The sequence below is a fragment of the Alteromonas genovensis genome, from assembly GCF_010500895.1.
Classification (GTDB): Bacteria; Pseudomonadota; Gammaproteobacteria; order Enterobacterales; family Alteromonadaceae; genus Alteromonas; species Alteromonas genovensis.
In genome coordinates this window covers 142,124-159,415 of sequence record NZ_JAAAWO010000006.1, presented here as the reverse complement: position 1 = coordinate 159,415, position 17,292 = coordinate 142,124, and the positions used below count along the sequence as shown (strand labels likewise).

Annotated in this window: 12 protein-coding genes; 7 read left to right on the top strand and 5 right to left on the bottom strand. The window is 45.5% G+C overall.

Annotated elements, in window-relative coordinates; all coding sequences use genetic code 11:
- The first annotated feature begins 314 nt into the window (after positions 1-314).
- The 4 genes from GTQ48_RS10155 (at position 315) to GTQ48_RS10140 (ending at position 6,459) form a co-directional block, all read left to right on the top strand.
- A complete protein-coding gene (locus GTQ48_RS10155; protein WP_163106586.1) occupies positions 315-647 on the top strand; it encodes a hypothetical protein in 333 nt (110 codons plus the stop codon).
- 63 nt (positions 648-710) lie between these two features.
- Positions 711-3,728 carry an EAL domain-containing protein gene (locus GTQ48_RS10150; protein ID WP_239060071.1) on the top strand — a complete coding sequence of 1,006 codons (3,018 nt, stop codon included), beginning with the start codon at positions 711-713 and terminating at the stop codon, positions 3,726-3,728.
- Between the two features lie 315 nt (positions 3,729-4,043).
- Positions 4,044-4,658 (top strand): GTP cyclohydrolase II, encoded by a 615-nt coding sequence (ribA, locus tag GTQ48_RS10145; RefSeq protein WP_032094651.1) that lies wholly within the window; start codon positions 4,044-4,046, stop codon positions 4,656-4,658.
- A 217-nt stretch (positions 4,659-4,875) separates the two neighbouring features.
- Complete coding sequence (locus GTQ48_RS10140; protein ID WP_163106585.1) at positions 4,876-6,459, top strand: DUF3300 domain-containing protein; 1,584 nt, start codon at positions 4,876-4,878, stop codon at positions 6,457-6,459.
- Positions 6,460-6,587: 128 nt separating this feature from the next.
- Here GTQ48_RS10140 and GTQ48_RS10135 read toward each other — a convergent pair whose 3' ends face one another.
- Complete coding sequence (locus GTQ48_RS10135; RefSeq protein WP_163106584.1) at positions 6,588-7,457, bottom strand: ATP-grasp domain-containing protein; 870 nt, start codon at positions 7,455-7,457, stop codon at positions 6,588-6,590.
- A gap of 192 nt (positions 7,458-7,649) precedes the next feature.
- Here GTQ48_RS10135 and GTQ48_RS10130 point away from each other — a divergent pair, with 192 nt between their 5' ends.
- The 3 genes from GTQ48_RS10130 to GTQ48_RS10120 all read left to right on the top strand — a co-directional run bounded on the left by GTQ48_RS10130 (position 7,650) and on the right by GTQ48_RS10120 (position 10,564).
- A complete protein-coding gene (locus GTQ48_RS10130) occupies positions 7,650-9,134 on the top strand; it encodes a methyl-accepting chemotaxis protein (protein ID WP_163106583.1) in 1,485 nt (494 codons plus the stop codon).
- The gene (locus GTQ48_RS10125; RefSeq protein WP_163106582.1) at positions 9,131-9,652 is read left to right on the top strand and encodes a DUF6436 domain-containing protein; all 522 of its coding nucleotides are present in this window, start codon (positions 9,131-9,133) and stop codon (positions 9,650-9,652) included. The genes GTQ48_RS10130 and GTQ48_RS10125 overlap by 4 nt, the downstream gene beginning before the upstream one ends.
- Before the next feature lie 123 nt (positions 9,653-9,775).
- The gene (locus GTQ48_RS10120) at positions 9,776-10,564 is read left to right on the top strand and encodes a MauE/DoxX family redox-associated membrane protein (protein WP_163106581.1); all 789 of its coding nucleotides are present in this window, start codon (positions 9,776-9,778) and stop codon (positions 10,562-10,564) included.
- On the opposite strand, the gene GTQ48_RS10115 is transcribed toward GTQ48_RS10120, so the two are convergent.
- The 4 genes from GTQ48_RS10115 to GTQ48_RS10100 form a co-directional block, all read right to left on the bottom strand.
- Positions 10,561-11,526: a histone deacetylase family protein gene (locus GTQ48_RS10115; RefSeq protein WP_163106580.1), complete on the bottom strand. Its 966-nt coding sequence runs from the start codon at positions 11,524-11,526 to the stop codon at positions 10,561-10,563. The genes GTQ48_RS10120 and GTQ48_RS10115 overlap by 4 nt on opposite strands.
- Entirely contained in the window at positions 11,523-13,364 is a 1,842-nt protein-coding gene (locus GTQ48_RS10110) for a bifunctional acetyl-CoA hydrolase/transferase family protein/GNAT family N-acetyltransferase (protein WP_163106579.1), read from the bottom strand. The genes GTQ48_RS10115 and GTQ48_RS10110 overlap by 4 nt, the downstream gene beginning before the upstream one ends.
- A gap of 213 nt (positions 13,365-13,577) precedes the next feature.
- Positions 13,578-14,078, bottom strand: coding sequence for an alpha/beta hydrolase (locus GTQ48_RS10105; RefSeq protein ID WP_163106578.1), 501 nt, complete (start codon positions 14,076-14,078; stop codon positions 13,578-13,580).
- A gap of 98 nt (positions 14,079-14,176) precedes the next feature.
- Positions 14,177-17,278, bottom strand: a complete 3,102-nt coding sequence (locus tag GTQ48_RS10100; protein WP_163106577.1) for an efflux RND transporter permease subunit — start codon at positions 17,276-17,278, stop codon at positions 14,177-14,179.
- Positions 17,279-17,292 lie beyond the last annotated feature (14 nt).

Genomic DNA, 17,292 nt, shown 5'->3' with positions numbered 1-17,292 from the left:
TGCGCTTACGGTGCTTAACCATGCAATGCCTAAACCTACAGATGGGACTCTTGAGGCGATTTTACATAAAGCGTGTTTAGAAGCGCCAGAGATTCATGCTGCATGTAATTGCGGATAAAGTCTGCTTTTCATTTACTATGTGGATATATTATCGCTATGAATTAAGCAGCTGGGAATCAAGAAGCTGGGAATTAAACAGCTGCGAATTAGCTCACCGTAAATGAGCTTTTGCATTGCACCAGCCGTTTATTCAACAGCACCGTATACGTACACCTTACATAGATAACAGGTTAAAATAACAAGGGTTTCAAATTATGCAGCAGTTACTTGCATCAAGTGTCATCGCCGAACTTCACAACACCGAGTCAAGCGTTCAGATAACCCTTCCCCTTCCTACAACGCCGCTAAAAACCGAGCAGTGGTTGACTCAGTTTGTGTCACTATTTCATTTTCAAGCGTCACAAGCTGATTGGGGTGCTGATAGGTTTCAGGTGGTATTAACTTCTTTAAAAGGCCACCCGCCTTTTCAGTGCTTATTATGCATAGAATGGCTATGCGAAGCGATATGGCTTGAGCCTATTGGTAGCGAGCAACGCCCTCAAATCATTAGCGATTATCTAAAGGAACAGGGAGGCGCTTTTTCGTAAGCATCACTCTAAACTTACATTTCTTTGTTGCCACCTATGAATTACTATTAAGCAATGAACGCCATGTCACTGTTGTTTTCACCGTCAATGCTTACTCGCTCTTTTGCGCTAGTGTGGCTTGCTATGGCATTACTGCTATCGCTTGCGTCTGCTGGCTTTCGCAGAATCAATGGGATTGCAAAGTCAGACCGAATAAGAATGTCCACGTTAAAACAGAGCCAGAACCACTCTGCGCTTTTGTATGTTCTCGCATTGACCGGACTGTTGCTTGTTTCATTTTCTGCTATCGCTAAAAATGACGAGGCTAATAATGCGACAAATAGCACGACAAATAACATACGTATTGATGAGTCTTTTAAACATATTCTTGTTAATCATCATAGCAGCATAACTTACGCTCCTGACTCGGCGACGTACTTTGATGTATTAGAAGGCGCGAGTGCGTTTTCAGGCCAACAGATCACATCCACAAACTCTAGGCAGTGGCTGTCTACCGATATACAACACAGCGGCTTTAGCCCTGTCTCCCTTGTGGTTAATGTAGACCGATTGAACATTGACGACCTGCAGCTTTATCTGCTCAACAACAATGAACGCATTATCAAAACGTATCGCTATCAAGCAGGAAAAGGCGACCTTTCTCTGCCACAACCCGTGCCCAGCATTCGATTGTCTTTTACACTACAGCCCTATCAAAATGTGCGCTTGCTCATTGGCATTAAAGACGCAGGGTTAAGCAACATACCTGTTACGCTGTGGGAAAGGGATGCACTGGAGCAATACGATACTAATATGCTGGTTGCCTTAGGTGCAGTGCTTGGCGTGTTCGCACTTATTATCACCTACTTCCTTCTTTCCTACTTCAACCAACGTATTGCCATTCGGTTTTGGCTTACGATGTCATCATTGGCCATGCTGACGCTTTTTTTCATTTTTCAAAGCGGACTGGGTGTGTGGCCAAGCTTGACCAACACTACTGAAGCGGCATTCATAATTGCATCAACCTTGCTGTTGCTGTGCTTTGCCAAGGTAACCCATCACCTATTTCCTCGAGTGCCCGCTTTCCTCAAAGGACTTAATTTTGCGATTCCTTTTGTGTGTTTATATTGCTTTTTCATCGAGCCCACTGTGGCAATTGTAGTTCTGCTTAGCACTATTGCGATAATGGGTGTAAGCCAAGTTGCTTTGGCGCTAACGTTTAAAGAAAATCGACAAACAAGTCGCTTGTTCTCAATTGGATGGCTCTCGTTTTTTGTCTTGTTTGCAATATCGATTCAAGGCCTCTATCACTTAATGGTTTATACCTTCAGTGTCTATTTGGTTATGCTGTTTTTTACCGCCTTTGGGCTGTTGTGTTTAGGCATGGCCGCGGCAACAAAAGAACGGTTTTACAACAAAAAGCAGTTGGTAAAAAAAGAAGAGATCATTACCAACTTAAACCATTTCTATCATTTATTTAGAAACTCAGCAGAAGGACATTACACCTCAACTTGGGACGGTAATTTAGTGTCTGTAAACCCGGCTATGTATAAGCTTTTTGGGTATACCGATGAAGACGACATGCTGGAAACCGGCGCAAAAACATCGGTTTTCTATGCTAACGCTGATGACAGGCAGCTTCTCTTAGGCGAGCTGTCTCAAACCGGTCACTTAACTGGCAAAGAAATAAGAGCAAAAAGAAAAAATGGTGAAGAGTTTTGGATTTCGTTGTCTTGCCGTTTGCAAGAAAATGGTGATGGTCCCTATATTTTCGGCTCAATTATCGACATCACCGAGAAAAAACAATCGGATCTTAATTTACGCTATTTAGCTACTCATGACTCTCTTACAGGGACGTATAATCGTCGCCAGTTTGAATCCGAGTTTAAGAGTAAGGTGGCATCAGTATCTAGACCACCTGTGTGTCTACTGTATTTAGATTTGGATAGATTCAAGGTGGTTAACGATACCTGCGGTCATAAGGCGGGTGACGTACTCATAAAAGATATAGCCAGACTGATAGAAAACACGCTTTTAAAAAACGCTCTTCTTGCCCGTTTAGGCGGCGATGAGTTTGGTATCATCTACTCAGATTATGATGAGAAACGTGTTTTTGAGAACGCAGAAAAAATACTTAATGCAGTGCAAGACTATCGCTTTATGTGGAACAACCGCATTTTCAATTTAGGCGTGAGCATTGGCATGGTGGTATGCGATGAAAATACTACAAGTGCTGGGCAATACTTAAGCATGGCAGATGCGGCGTGTTATTTCGCCAAAGACCAAGGCCGTAATCAAATTCATCGATACAACAGCAATGAAGAGAGTACTCAGCGTTATCAGCGCGAGTTAGATTGGGTATCGACCATTAACAACGCGTTAGAAGAAAACCGATTTGAACTATATTACCAACCGCTGCGACCACTTAGCCAGGCAAATGAAGGGTATTATTATGAGGTGCTGCTTCGTTTGCGAGAAAGCGACGGTAACATTGTAGAGCCTGCAAACTTTCTGCCTACTGCAGAGCGTTTTGAAATGAACGTGAACGTAGACAAGTGGGTAGTAACGAATACATTTAAGTGGCTATCAGAAAACCCTGAGCATTTGAGCAATCTTAAACGCTGTAGTATCAACTTAAACTGCCACTCCCTGGCCGATAGAGATTTTACGCTGTTCATTCTAAATGCGTTTGAAACCTTCGGTATTGCGTATAACAAGATTTGCTTTGAGGTTATTGAGTCTGTGGCCATTATTAAAATGGACGACACGTTGGCCTTTATGCAGACATTCAAAAACTTAGGCTGCACATTTTCTCTTGATGACTTTGGCAGCGGCTTTTCATCCTATAACTATCTTAAAAGCCTTCCTGTGGATCAGGTAAAAATAGACGGTATGTTCATAAAGGATATGCTTAACGACAGCGTAGACACTGCGATGGTTGCATCGATAAAGGATGTGGCGAAGGCCATGGGCATGCAGACAGTGGCAGAGTTCGTGGAAAATGAAGCCACAATGACCCAATTAGGCAACATGGGAATCGATTTCGCTCAGGGCTACGGTGTTGCAGTACCAGCCCCTCTCGTCGACTTCATCCCGCTGTAAGGCCCTTATTCCCTTGGGCTCATATCGTTGATCTCGCTTTCGATTTATAACAAATAAAAAAGAGTGATAGAGCAAATACCCCAAAACCGGATGAAATGCGTATAATCATAGGCCGTTGGTAGCAATGCATTGTTATTAACGTACAACATTACACTCTATAAATGATACAATGTAACACTTTATAGTTAGAATGATATTGTAAAGACGACCTAAAAAAGATGCTGCCAAATTCGGTAGCGATCAGTGCAGATATCAGGCTTGCAAAAGCTGTGATTATCCCCACATATGGCCTACTGTCCTAAGCGTAGAAGTAACATGAGTAGCAAACAGCCTAAATACGAATTTGTCAGTTCAGCAAAATTGCCAACGCGGCTTGGTGATTTCAAAATACACGGTTTCGTTGAAGCCAGTGGTCAAGAGCACGTTGCCCTGTCTTACGGCAACTGGAAGAAAGGCGATATTGTGCCAATTCGTATCCACTCAGAGTGCCTGACCGGAGATTCTCTTTTCAGTACCCGCTGCGACTGCGGTTTTCAATTAGAAAAAGCCATGCAAAACATCGTCGATAACGGCTTTGGCTTACTACTATACCTTCGCCAAGAGGGGCGTGGCATTGGACTGCTTAATAAAATACGTGCCTACAATCTTCAAGACAGCGGCATGGACACGGTAGAAGCTAACGAACATTTAGGCTTTGATGCCGACCTTCGTAGTTACGACATCTGTAAACTCATGCTAGATACGCTAGACGTTACCCGCGTAGAGTTAATGACGAACAACCCTAAGAAGCTAGCGGCACTTGAAGCCCTTGGAATAGACGTTGTATCGCGCAAACCTATCGACCATGGCGTAACGAAAGACAATAAAAACTATTTAAAAACTAAAACAGAAAAGCTGGGGCACGCATTCGACCCTCACATTTTTAAATAGGATTGCAAGGGCGTGCTGATTTTTGCTGTACAATTAGCCCAAAAATCGCACAACAAAGTTCAACACGCCCTAAACGCCCGATGCTTCAACTTCACTGCAGCCAGCGGGCGTTTTTTATTCAGCTTAGGTTAATTAACCGCGGGTTATAACGTATACAGACTTACCCACATTGTTTGTTCGCTACAGTAAGCGCGCAATGACAATGTAAGGAGAATGTATGAAAAACATAGCCCTATCTATCGTGATTGCCCTTGGCGGTACTGCCGTTGGTTTACCGGTAATTGCTCAACAATCAACCGTTGATACTTCTGCCAATCAAACGTTGGCCACTAGCCAAACTGAAGTTTCCGATGCGCAATTGGACAGTCTTCTCGCCCCTATTGCGTTATATCCAGATACCTTACTTACCCACATACTCATCGCCTCTACCTACCCCCTTGATGTGATTTCAGCAGATAGGTGGCGACAAAGTAACAAACACCTTACGCCGGAGCAGGTTGAAGATGTATTAGAAGATGTAGATTGGGATCCAAGCGTGAAGGCGCTCGCCGCATTTACTGATTTGCTCAACACCATGGCCAGTGACCTAGACTGGCTGCAGCAGCTTGGCGACAGTGTATTAGTAAGCCAAGATAGAGTACTCGACCGAGTACAAGTACTGCGTCAGCATGCGAGAAACACTGGGAACTTAGATACTAACGACTATGTTGAAGTAGAAACAGAGCAAAGCAATTCTAGAGAGATCATCTATATCGCTCCCCGTCAGCGAGAGGTGGTGTATGTGCCTTACTACGACCCGCAAATTGTGTACGGCAACTGGTGGCACCCTATTGCACCCATATTCTGGTCTCACCACGTTAATTACCATCGTCATAGAAACGTATATTGGTCGCCGCGAGTGAGAATATCGGCCTTTTTCTCATTCGGTGCCGTGCACTGGAATAACCGCCATGTGGTTGTGCATCGCCAGCCAGTACGCAGGTTTTATAGAGGTAGCCAGCGCAAACGAGTCATTAGCAATGATTATCAGCGCTGGGAGCATCGCGTTGACCACAGACGTGCTCGCTACTCACAGCGCGTAGTGCAAACTAAACCCACACGTTTTGTGCACAGCAGTAATAGACATGTATCGACAAGTCGCCTTGCTGCCTCGCCAGGTTCAAGGTCGATAACAAAAGCGCGCTCTGTTTCAAACGCACAATTAAAAGCGCCGAACCAAGGTCGCGCGTTGTCAAGTAATCGAAGCGTACGCACTAACAAAACAAATAAGAGGCTTGATGAAAAAAAGCAGTACAACAAGCAGGCAATCTTAAACAAGCTCGATGCTAATAAGCGCCACTTTGCGAAAACATCGGCGGAAACATCTACAAAATCTCAGCTTTCAAAACCCCAGCCTATAAAACCAGGATCTGCGATACGCAAAATAGAGACTAAAAAGGCAGTTAAAGATAAAGCGCGAACGTACAGGACAGAGGCTTACCGTGGTAAAGCGTCACAAAACCGGACTTCTCAAATAGTAAGGAAAGACACTATCTTTAATAAAGGGGGCTCGAATAAAGGGGGCTTGAACAAAAGAGCCATGGACAAACGAGTCTCGAACAAACAAACAGTCACTCGGACAAGCAAGCAAACCGTCTCTCGTAACGTATCGCCAAAAAGAAGTGTGAGCCGTAACGAGGGGCGCAGCAATATTAGAACTGGTAGCGCCCAGTCTCGAAATACCCAGTCTCGAAATACGCAATCTCGAAAAGCATTGTCTCAAAGAACTCAGTCTCAAAATAGACTTTCTAGAGATAAATAACGTAAACGAACAGTGGCGACTACTAGGGCGTGTTAATCTTTGTTGTACGAGTTTTGGGCTAAAATGTACAGCAAAGATCAACACGCCCTAATTAACAGACGTTGATAAAAGTAGTAGCCACCTTTCATTTACTCAGTCTCAGAAAAAGTGGACAGTGCCTTTACAAAACGAGAGGGTGATGACGTATCTAGGTTGAAGTACAGTGAGGGCTCTATAAGTTCTAGTTCCATAATTGCCCACTCATTTTCTTGACGAACCAGGTCGACACGCGCGTACAGAGCTTGAGCCGGCATTGCCTCTAGTGCTCGCTGTGCTATTTCTTGCTGAGCAATATTTGCTTCAACGGCCAGTAACTGCCCGCCATGCTCCTCCTGAACTCGAAAGTCTCCTTGTTGAGGCACTTTCAATATGGCATGGCTATAACACCCTCCAAAGTAAAACAGAGAGTATTCCCCCTCCTCAACCACGCTAGATAAAAAGGGTTGAATCATATATCGACGAGCGGCAAAGGTAGTCAGCAGTGAAGGCATTATCTCGGCCATATTTGATGAGGAGACTCTAAAGGTGTCATCGGCGTTTGCACTCAGTGTCGGCTTAATAACAACTTCTTCAGTGTTAAACCGTGCAAAAGCATTGTGTATATCTTGCGCCACAAAACACTCTCCCCAAAGGGTATCTACTATGGGGATCCCTGCCCCTGCGAGGTCCTTCAAATACTGCTTTTCTATATTCCATCTAATCAGCGCTAAAGGATTTAATAAGATAGCCGAAGATTTATTAATGATCTCTAATGTATTAAGAAAGGTATCAGGATGCTGTTGGTAATCCCACGTACTGCGCACAATGACGTAATCGTACTGGTCCCAATTCACGTTCTGTTCGTGCCATGAGATTGTCTCTACCGACCATCCTATGTCCTTAAAATGAGGAATAAGCAATTCGTCATAAACGAAGAAATCTTCCAAATTATCGGTAGAAAGAAAAACTATTTGTGACATGAATGTCTCATTTATGACTTGAAAATTAACACTATTTTAGCGGTTTTTAATAACCTTAACCAACTGAAAAAGCGAAAAAATGTAGACCAAAGTTACATATAACCAACCTCAGCAATAGTTTATTATTCGGTCAACTTAGCAGGATGCTTACATTTCATCTACACTCAAACTAAACATATGGTGGAAACCTGTATGCAGTATCCTTGGCTTTTAGAAGGTCAGAAAATATTTCGCGTCGTTATCATTGCTCAACTGGTTATTTCAGTTGTCATTGGCCTTATTACCGGAGAACTCCTGCCCGCGTTTATTTTTGGTATACCCATCGCCGCAGTGCCTTTGGTATTGAGTTTGCAATCCCCTTATTCAGCATTAAGCCGCCATGCTATGGCCATTGGTGTGCAGCTGCTTACCGCACTGCATATCCATCAGTCATTTGGGCTTATTGAGATTCATTTTGAGATTTTTGTACTTCTTGCTTTCTTATCGGTTTTTAGAGATTGGAAGGTGATTGCCACCGGTACGGCAGTCGTCGCGGTACATCACATTAGCTTCTTTCTATTACAATCGAGTGGTGCCCCGCTTGTGATTTTCGAAGAGGGCCACGTTACGTTCACTATTTTGCTTTTACATGCTGCGTTCGCTGTAGCGGAAGGTGGTGTACTGATGTATATCGCAAAAACTGCCCATGAAGAGGGTGCAGGAGCCGCTGAACTGTCCTTAGCCATTAACGAGATGCAAAGGGAAAATAACAGGCTGGACTTAACGGTTGCTATAGACAGAGACAACAAGCTCCTCCGCCCCTTTGGCGAATTGATTGACCAAGTCAAAGAGTTGGTTCAACTGGCTTCATCATTAACTGACGACGTGGTTAAGGGCTGCGGTAATATGGAACAAGCTGCTAACAGCATGTTCGATATAAGCCACAAAACTGACCAAGAGTTAGCCATGGTGTCCGCTTCGTCAGAAGAAATTGCGCAAACCATGCAGATGTCGACAGAACAGACGACTAAAGCCAGTGATAAGGCCTCGGCGGCTCAAGCGTCATCACAAAACACCAAGGATTCAATTGCCACTACCAGTAATACGATTAATTCATTGCGAAGCACCCTCAATGATGCAGAAAAAACTAATTCCGCATTAAACGAGCAATGCTCGCATATCTCCGACGCCATGCGCTCTATTACAGCCGTAGCGGAACAAACTAATTTGCTAGCCCTTAACGCAGCCATTGAGTCAGCCCGAGCGGGAGAGCACGGTAGAGGGTTTGCTGTGGTTGCAGACGAAGTGCGTACGCTTGCTATTCGTTCGAAAGAAAGTGCGGAACAAATCACGAGTATCACTGAGCAGCTTGTTTCTCAAACAGCAAGCTCGGTAGATCAGATGCAGTCTTGTATCAGTCTTGTTGATGAGGCAGTCATGTCGAGTGAAAGTGCAACTAACGCAATGGCTGAAATTATGCTGCAAATCAACGATGCAAGTGAAAGCATGACAGAAATCGCGACATCTGCGGTAGAGCAAGAAACAGCGTCTGCATCCATTGCTGAAAGTACAGCTCGTCTAAGCGAATTTACTTCTGAAGAGCTCGCGACCGCAGAATCTCTTGCTGGCGAAGTGCAGGTGCTTACACAAATATCACAAAAAATGCGCAATGCCATCGAGCGCTTTAAACTGCAATGACAAAAGGCCTTTCTTGGGCGCTGCTTGCTTTATGGGCAAGCAGCCTGCTGGCCGCCATGTTAGTATATGGTCAGCGTCAGCTATCAGAATTCGATCCTGATGGCATACTGCTTCATCAATCAACTTCACCCACATTTGACAGTGAACTTACACAACTGCTTAAAAAAAGTAATGTACCCAGTGCTAGCATTATCCACATTGGCTCATCTGAAAGTTGCTACTGCGAAACACTCACCGCCCCTCATCAAACACAGTTGCTTAATCGCCTTGGCGAGTCACAGTACAGCGTTGTAGACATTGCGCTAGACTCTGTAAAAGGGCTAAGCAATATAATCACTACCGTTCCTGCATTAATTGTTATTGATGAGAGCTACCAGTTGCGCTACGTAGGCCCATACGCCACAGGCTATGGGTGCTTTACTGGCAAAAACTTGGTGGACCAAGTAGTAAGCTACACGCATCAATTCCCCTATAATGGCGCTATTATCAACAGCGACGCCACCGGTTGCTTTTGTTGATTGGCACGCAATATGTATATAACCATTAGTTAACCTTTAAAGAGGCCTACGCACTGCGTAACTGCGAAAAATTTACGTATGCGCGTATCGAGTCTGAAAAATATTTAGGGAGTGATGGCCGTTATGCAAACCGAGCAAAATACAAAGCAAGTCGCACATAACAGTAATCAAGTCGCAACGCTTTATAGGATGGTGACAGATGAGCATATCTGTCCATTCGGCTTAAAGTCTAAAGATCTACTTAAGCGCAAAGGTTACACGGTGAATGACCATCATCTCAGCACCCGTGAACAAACCGACGCTTTTAAAGAAAAGCATAATGTCACGACCACGCCTCAAACCTTTATTAATGACGAACGTGTTGGCGGATACGATGACCTTCGCGACTTTTTTAACCTAAAGCAAGAGGATAAAAAAGGCTCTCGATATACTCCCATTATCGTCACTTTTTCACTTGCGGCTCTAATGGTAATTGCACTGCTGCTAAATGGTAGCGGTGTTGGACTCTCATTGAGTCCAGAGCATGTCGTTATGTCGTTTATTGGCATTACCATGGTGTTGTTGGCCATGCAAAAACTGCAAGATCTCGTGGCATTTTCAAATCAGTTTATTACCTACGACCTTTTTGCCATGCGACATGTTCGTTATGCTTATGTTTACCCTTTTGCCGAGGCTTATGCTGGCTTAGGAATGCTAGCAAACTTTCCAGCATATTTAGTCGCTCCTATTTCATTGTGTATTGGTATAGTGGGGGCAATCTCGGTGGTTAAAGCTGTTTATATTGATAAACGAGAACTAAAATGCGCCTGTGTGGGCGGTAATTCTGACTTACCTCTAGGTTTCATCTCATTGACTGAAAACCTCGCTATGGCAGGTGCCGGGATTTATATGCTAGGACGTTGGCTGGGCTAAGGCCGACTTAGGCCTTTGAGGTGCGCCACTACGCTTCGCCCTAGTGCGCTTAGGTCATAGCCGCCTTCAAGCATGCTTACGATACGTCCTTCACAACAGCTATCAGCCACACGCCTTAGTGCTTGGCTTATCCAAAAATAATCGTCTTCCACCAAACGTAAATGGGCCATAGGATCTTCAGCGTGGGCATCAAAGCCTGCCGAAATGAGAATGAGCTGAGGCTGAAAATTAGAAAGCGCATTAAACCAGTGCTGTACTTTTTCTCTAAATACATCGCCAGTGATACCCGCTTCAAGGGGCACCGCTAAAATATTACTCGCCAAAACCGGCGCTCCGCTATGGGGGTAAAAAGGATGTTGGAAGCTTGAACACAGCATAATGCGCTGGTCGCCCGCTACTATCTGCTCTGTGCCGTTGCCATGGTGAACATCAAAATCCACAATGGCGACCCGCTGTAGATTATAGTTTTGCAATGCATAGCGCGCTGCCAATACTATGTTATTGAATACACAAAAGCCCATCGCGCTATCGTAGGTAGCGTGATGCCCTGGGGGCCTAGTGGCGCAAAAGGCCTGCCTTTCTGTGCCCGCCATAACGTAGTCTACGGCATTACAGCCAGCACCAGCAGACTCCAACGCTGCCGTTAAACTGTGCTTCATTAAGCCAGTATCTTCGTCGAGCCAAGCTGTAGGGGTTTCTTTACCTGCGTACACGGTCTTTTCATCATCACTAAAGGACACCTGCGCAGCACGGTGGAATACACTTTTAATGTAGTAAGGGTCGTGAGCCAATGATAGATATGCCTCAGGGATTGGCGTAGCATCACCATGCTCACAAATCATCTCTAGTCCAGATGATAACAGCTGATCGTCTATAGCAAATAGGCGGTCTGGTGATTCTGGATGTTCATTGCCGAGGTCGTGTTTAGTGCCGTGCTTACCACGGAAAATTTTTATTGTCATGTCAGCGACGCCACATCAAGCACCAGTTCAACATCACTCGGGTCACCGGTAAATTTGCGCTTAAACTTTGCTTGTTCAAAAATAGCAATCATGGGCATGTTATCTCCGCGAACGTACGCCATCATCTTGCTAATCTCGCGCTTTTTCGCAATATTGATGAGCTCTTTTAACAGTAGTTTTGCCATGCCTTTTCCTTGCTGAGTCTCACGAGTAACAAATGCAGCTTCACAGGTATTATCTGACGGATTAAAGTAGAATCGCCCAACTGCGTGAATGGTGATACGAGAGCCCTCTTGGCGCACAATACACAGCCCAGCATCAGAGCTTTGATCCACACTGACTAAATTGCAGGATTTCTCGCGGGACATTTGCTTTGGGTCGTAGTTATAGCGCAGTCGCAAAGTTTCTTTAGTATGAGAGTAAAAGAACTCTTGCAGCCGACGTTCGTCGGCAGGGTTGAGCGGTCGCATGTAGAAGCGCTCGCCCCGTATATCTAGTTTTTTAAGCTGAATAGCGCCTAACTCAGGAATGTCGGTAGGGTACTTTTCCTGATAGTGCGGTACCCAGTAATGCTGCCTGACTTCCTCTAGTAGCGCCGAACGAAACTTAGGGTGGGCAACTCGAATAAGCTCTAGCGCTCGCTCTCGAATACTTTTTCCTTTTAGCGAAGCGATACCGTATTCCGTTACCACATATTGCACGTTACCCCGCGACGTGACAACGCCAGCGCCCTCACTAATTTGCGGCGTAATTCGGGAAATGGTCTCATTTTGGGCAGTAGAAGGCAGTGCAATGATAGCCTTGCCCCCTTTGCTAATAGAGGCGCCAGTGACAAAGTCTACCTGCCCCCCTATGCCACTATAAAAGTCATAACCTAAAGAATCAGCAACAACTTGCCCAGTAAGGTCCACCTCAAGTGCACTGTTAATGGCCACCATATTGTCATTTTTCGCAATATTGGTGGGCTTATTAACGTAACTACTCGGATAGAATTCTATGTGTGGGTTGTTATCAATCAGCTCGTACAGCTTGCTCGTGCCAATGGCAAAACTGGTTACTACCTTACCGGGGTGGAACGTCTTTTTCTTATTGGTAACGGCACCTGAGGCCAGCAACTCTATAATACTGTCGGTGAGCATTTCGCTGTGAATACCCAAATCTTTATGGGTACAAAGGTACTTAAGGGTAGCGCTGGGTATTTTTCCAATGCCAAATTGCAGTGTGGCGCCGTCATTCACCAGCATAGCTACATACTGCCCAATTCGCTCCGCTACGCTATCTATGGGTGGTGTTGACACTTCCACCAGCGGTTCATCCGCTTCAATACAGGCGTGAATCTCGCTAATATGAATATAGGAATGACCCGCTGTTCGCGGCACTTGCGGGTTAATTTGGGCAATCACTTTTTTGCTGTGACGTATGGCAGACATGGCAATATCAACCGATGCACCTAGCGAACAATAGCCAAACTCGTCTGGAGGGCTTACGTTTACCATCGCCGCGTCCAGGGCTAATATCCCGTCGCTAAATAAGCTGGATATTTCCGACAGAAACACCGGTGTATAGTCGGCACGCCCCTCATCAACCGCTTTGCGCATGGCACTTCCGCCAATAAAGAAGGTATTTGCCTTAAATAGGTTTTTGTATTCTTGTTTTACCCAGCGGGTATCGCCTAACGCCAGCATGTGCACTAATTCAATGTCGCTAAATCCCTCACTATTATGAATGAGGTGCTGCACAAGTGCGTGGGGCACTGATGCGTTACCGCCGACAAAAACACGACAACCTGATTTTATCAACGCGGGCCAATCTGGCGCTGGGGGTAAGCGTAATGCCATACTTTTCTGCCTCTATGAGCTAGCGAAGCCAATACATCAATAATGCCATAAATTCAGAGACTTTCCCGCCTCAATCAACGAATTCCTGCCTAAGCGATTAGTCTTAGAGGACACGTTACTCTATTTACAAAAACGCCCACTAGCGTGGGCGTATTACATGATGATTTTGCCTAGGCCTTATTTGCCTATTGTCTCTTCGGCTACTTCTAAGGCTTATTGATATCGGAACTTTTCTAACCAGTTTCTGAAAAAGGGCGAAATCACCGACTTACTATTGGCTAAACGATGGCCGTCGTTTAATAGCAGCAACTGCGCTTTTTGATGACGAGCATACTTAAGGCTATTTTCAATAGGAATGATATCGTCATTCCAACCATGCACTAAGCTTACGTACCCGTCATAGGGAAAGCGCTGAATTTCGTAGTCTGGCATATACAAAGCCGGCGCCATTAAAAACACACCGCGAGCAGAAATTTGACTTGCTGCCGCCAGCGACACATAGCCGCCCATACTAGAGCCCACTAAAATGACATCGTTGCACTTTTCAGCAATGGTTTCTTTAAGGCGCGATAAACGCGCTTCTGGGCACTCGAGATCTTGATAATCAATACTCTCCACACCAAAGCCCATATCACTTGCTACATTCGAAAGCGTAGTAATTTTACTGCCCCAAGGGCCACTTTCTTTCCCGTGCGAAAAAACAACGGTTGTCATTGCTCATGTCCTTATTGCATGTACTTATTGTATTTTTTAACTGAAACTACAATTTCATTAAAAGTATAAAAGATAAAAATTTACTGTATCGTAAATCCTCACTGCTTGTCTTCTTTATGAAACAGTTTTTCAACCATTACATAAAACATAGGCACAAAGAAGATAGCTAAGAAGGTAGCTGCAAACATGCCGCCCATTACAGCGATACCAATTGCATTTTGACTCGCCGCACCTGCACCGCTGGCTAAGGCCAGTGGTGTTACGCCTAAAATGAAGGCCATTGAGGTCATAAGAATAGGGCGAAAGCGCTGAGACGCTGCATTTGAAACAGCGGTCATTAGGTCTACACCATTCTCGTACTCTTCTTTGGCAAATTCCACAATCAAAATAGCGTTCTTCGCAGCCAAACCTACGGTGGTTAAAAATGCCACCTGCAAATAGACATCGTTGGCTAAATTAAAGATAAACGCCGCTGTCACCGAGCCTAAAATACCTAACGGCACAACTAACATTACCGCAAAAGGCACCGACCAGCTTTCGTACAATGCAGCAAGACATAAAAATACCACCAGTATTGAAATAGCGTACAGCATTGGCGCTTGCGACCCCGCTTGTTGCTCTTCAAAAGATAATCCCGACCACTCAATGCCATAGCCTGGCGGAAGTTGTGCAACAAGCTTTTCCATTTCGGTGATCGCTTCACCTGAGGATATACCTTCAGCAGGGCTACCCTGAATATTTACCGATGATATGCCGTTAAAGCGTTCCAGCTTAGGTGAACCGTATACCCACTCTGTGGTGGCGAAAGTGCTAAACGCCACCATCTCACCGTCGCTGTTGCGCACATACCACTTTTCTAAGTCATCTGGCGTCATACGATGGGGCACGTCACCCTGCATATACACTCGCTTTATACGGCCTTTGTCAATAAAGTCATTCACGTAGCTCGAGCCCCATGCAATTTGAAGCGTACGGTTAATATCACTCAAGTTCAGTCCAAGTGCAGAGGCTTTTTCGCTATCAATTTTAATTTTGAACTGAGGCACGTCGCTAAGCCCGTTAGGACGCACACCTGCCAGCTTCGGATTTTGCGCCGCCATTCCCAACAGCTGATTACGCGCATTCATCAGGGCTTCATGGCCGTTGCCCGCTCTGTCAACTAGCTGCATGTCAAAGCCTGTGGCATTACCTAATTCCATAATAGGCGGCGGTACAATGGGAAACGCAGAGGCATCCTCAATTTGACTAAAGGCACCAAAGGCTCTTCCTAGCACGGCAAACGCCGAACTGTCATCATCTCGCTCGCTCCAGTCATTTAAGTTAATAAATGCCATACCTGCATTTTGCGCCTGGCCTGCGAAACTAAAACCAACCACTGAAAACAGACCGTTTACTGCTTCTTGCTCTTCGTTAAGGAAATAGTCTTCTGCTTGCTTGATCGATTCCAGAGTTCTGCCAGCGGTAGCACCTGGGGGAGTGCTCACTAGTACCATCATTCGCCCTTGGTCTTCATCGGGTAGAAAGGCCCCTGGTAGCTGACTGAAAATAAGCGCCATGCCCCCCACTAATAATCCGTAGACCACAAAGTAACGTTTAACCCGTTTCGCCATGTGCGTCGTGGTGCGCTGGTAAGAGTCGCGCCCTTTGTTAAAATTACGATTAAACCAGCCAAAGAAGCCTTTGTTTTTATCCTGATCTTCTGGGTGCTTTTTCAATAATGTGGCACAAAGAGACGGCGACAGAACGATAGCAACCAACACAGAGAACGCCATTGCAGACACAATGGTTACCGAGAACTGACGATAAATAGCCCCCGCCGAGCCGCTAAAAAAGGCCATGGGAATAAATACGGTAGAAAGCACGGCGGCAATGCCCACCAGCGCGCCGGTAATTTGTGTCATCGACTTTTTGGTGGCTTCGGCAGGCGGTAGCCCTTCCTCTTCCATAATTCGTTCAACGTTTTCTACCACGACAATGGCATCATCAACCAGAAGACCAATGGCCAGTACCATGGCAAACATGGTGAGAACATTAATACTAAAACCAAACAGCGACAGAACCGCAAAGGTCCCTAGCAGAACCACCGGAACGGCGATGGTAGGAATGAGCGTTGCTCGCCAGTTTTGCAGGAAAAGCAGCATGACTAAAAACACCAACACCACGGCTTCTATTAGGGTTTCCACCACCGACTGAATCGACAGTTCGATGAAAGGTGAACTGTCTACCGGATACACCACTTTTACGCTGTCTGGCAAGTTAGCGCGCAGCTCTTCTACCCGAGCTTTTACCGCTTCAATAGTATCTAAAGCGTTGGCGCCAGAAGTAAGGCTAATCGCCATACCCGATGCTGGCCTTCTGTCGTAGCGTACAATGACATCGTAACTTTGTGCGCCCAACTCAACGCGAGCAACGTCGCGCACGCGCACTTGAGAGCCATCGGTATTTACCCGCAATACAATGTTTTCAAAATCTTTTTCAGTTTGTAAGCGGCTTTGCGCCTGAATGGTTGCGTTTATCTGTTGATTACTAATGGCTGGCAATCCGCCTAACTGACCTGCAGATACATCGGTGTTTTGCACCTGAACCGCAGCTTGCACATCGACAGGGGTAAGGTTGTAGCTGTAAAGCTTGTTAGGATCTAACCAAATACGCATAGAGCGCTGGGCACCAAACACGCGTACGCTGCCCACGCCGTTAACCCGCGATATGGGGTCTTGAAACTGAGACACGAGAAGGTCGCTTAAATCGAACTGGTCCATCGAGTCGTCTTCAGAATAAAAGCCAACGGCTAAGGCAAAAGAGCTGTTCGACTTCGACACCGTCACCCCCTGCTGCTGCACTTCGCCAGGCAATAAAGGTAACGCTCCCTGTACTTTGTTTTGGGTTTGAACCTGCGCAATATCAGGGTCGGTACCCGGCTCAAAGGTCAGGCTAATAGAGACACTGCTGTTTGAGCTACTAGCGGAAAAGTAGCGCATGTTATCAATGCCCGAGAGGCTCTGTTCAATCACTTGGGTAACCGAGTTTTCTACCGTCTCGGCTGATGCACCAGGGTACGCAGCACTTATGGTTACCGTAGGGGGAGCTACTTTAGGATATTGCTCAATAGGAAGCGTATAGATGGCAAGTACACCTGCCATCATCGTAATAATTGCTAATACCCATGCAAACACGGGCCTGTCTATAAAAAAGCGAGCCATAACTAAAAATTCCT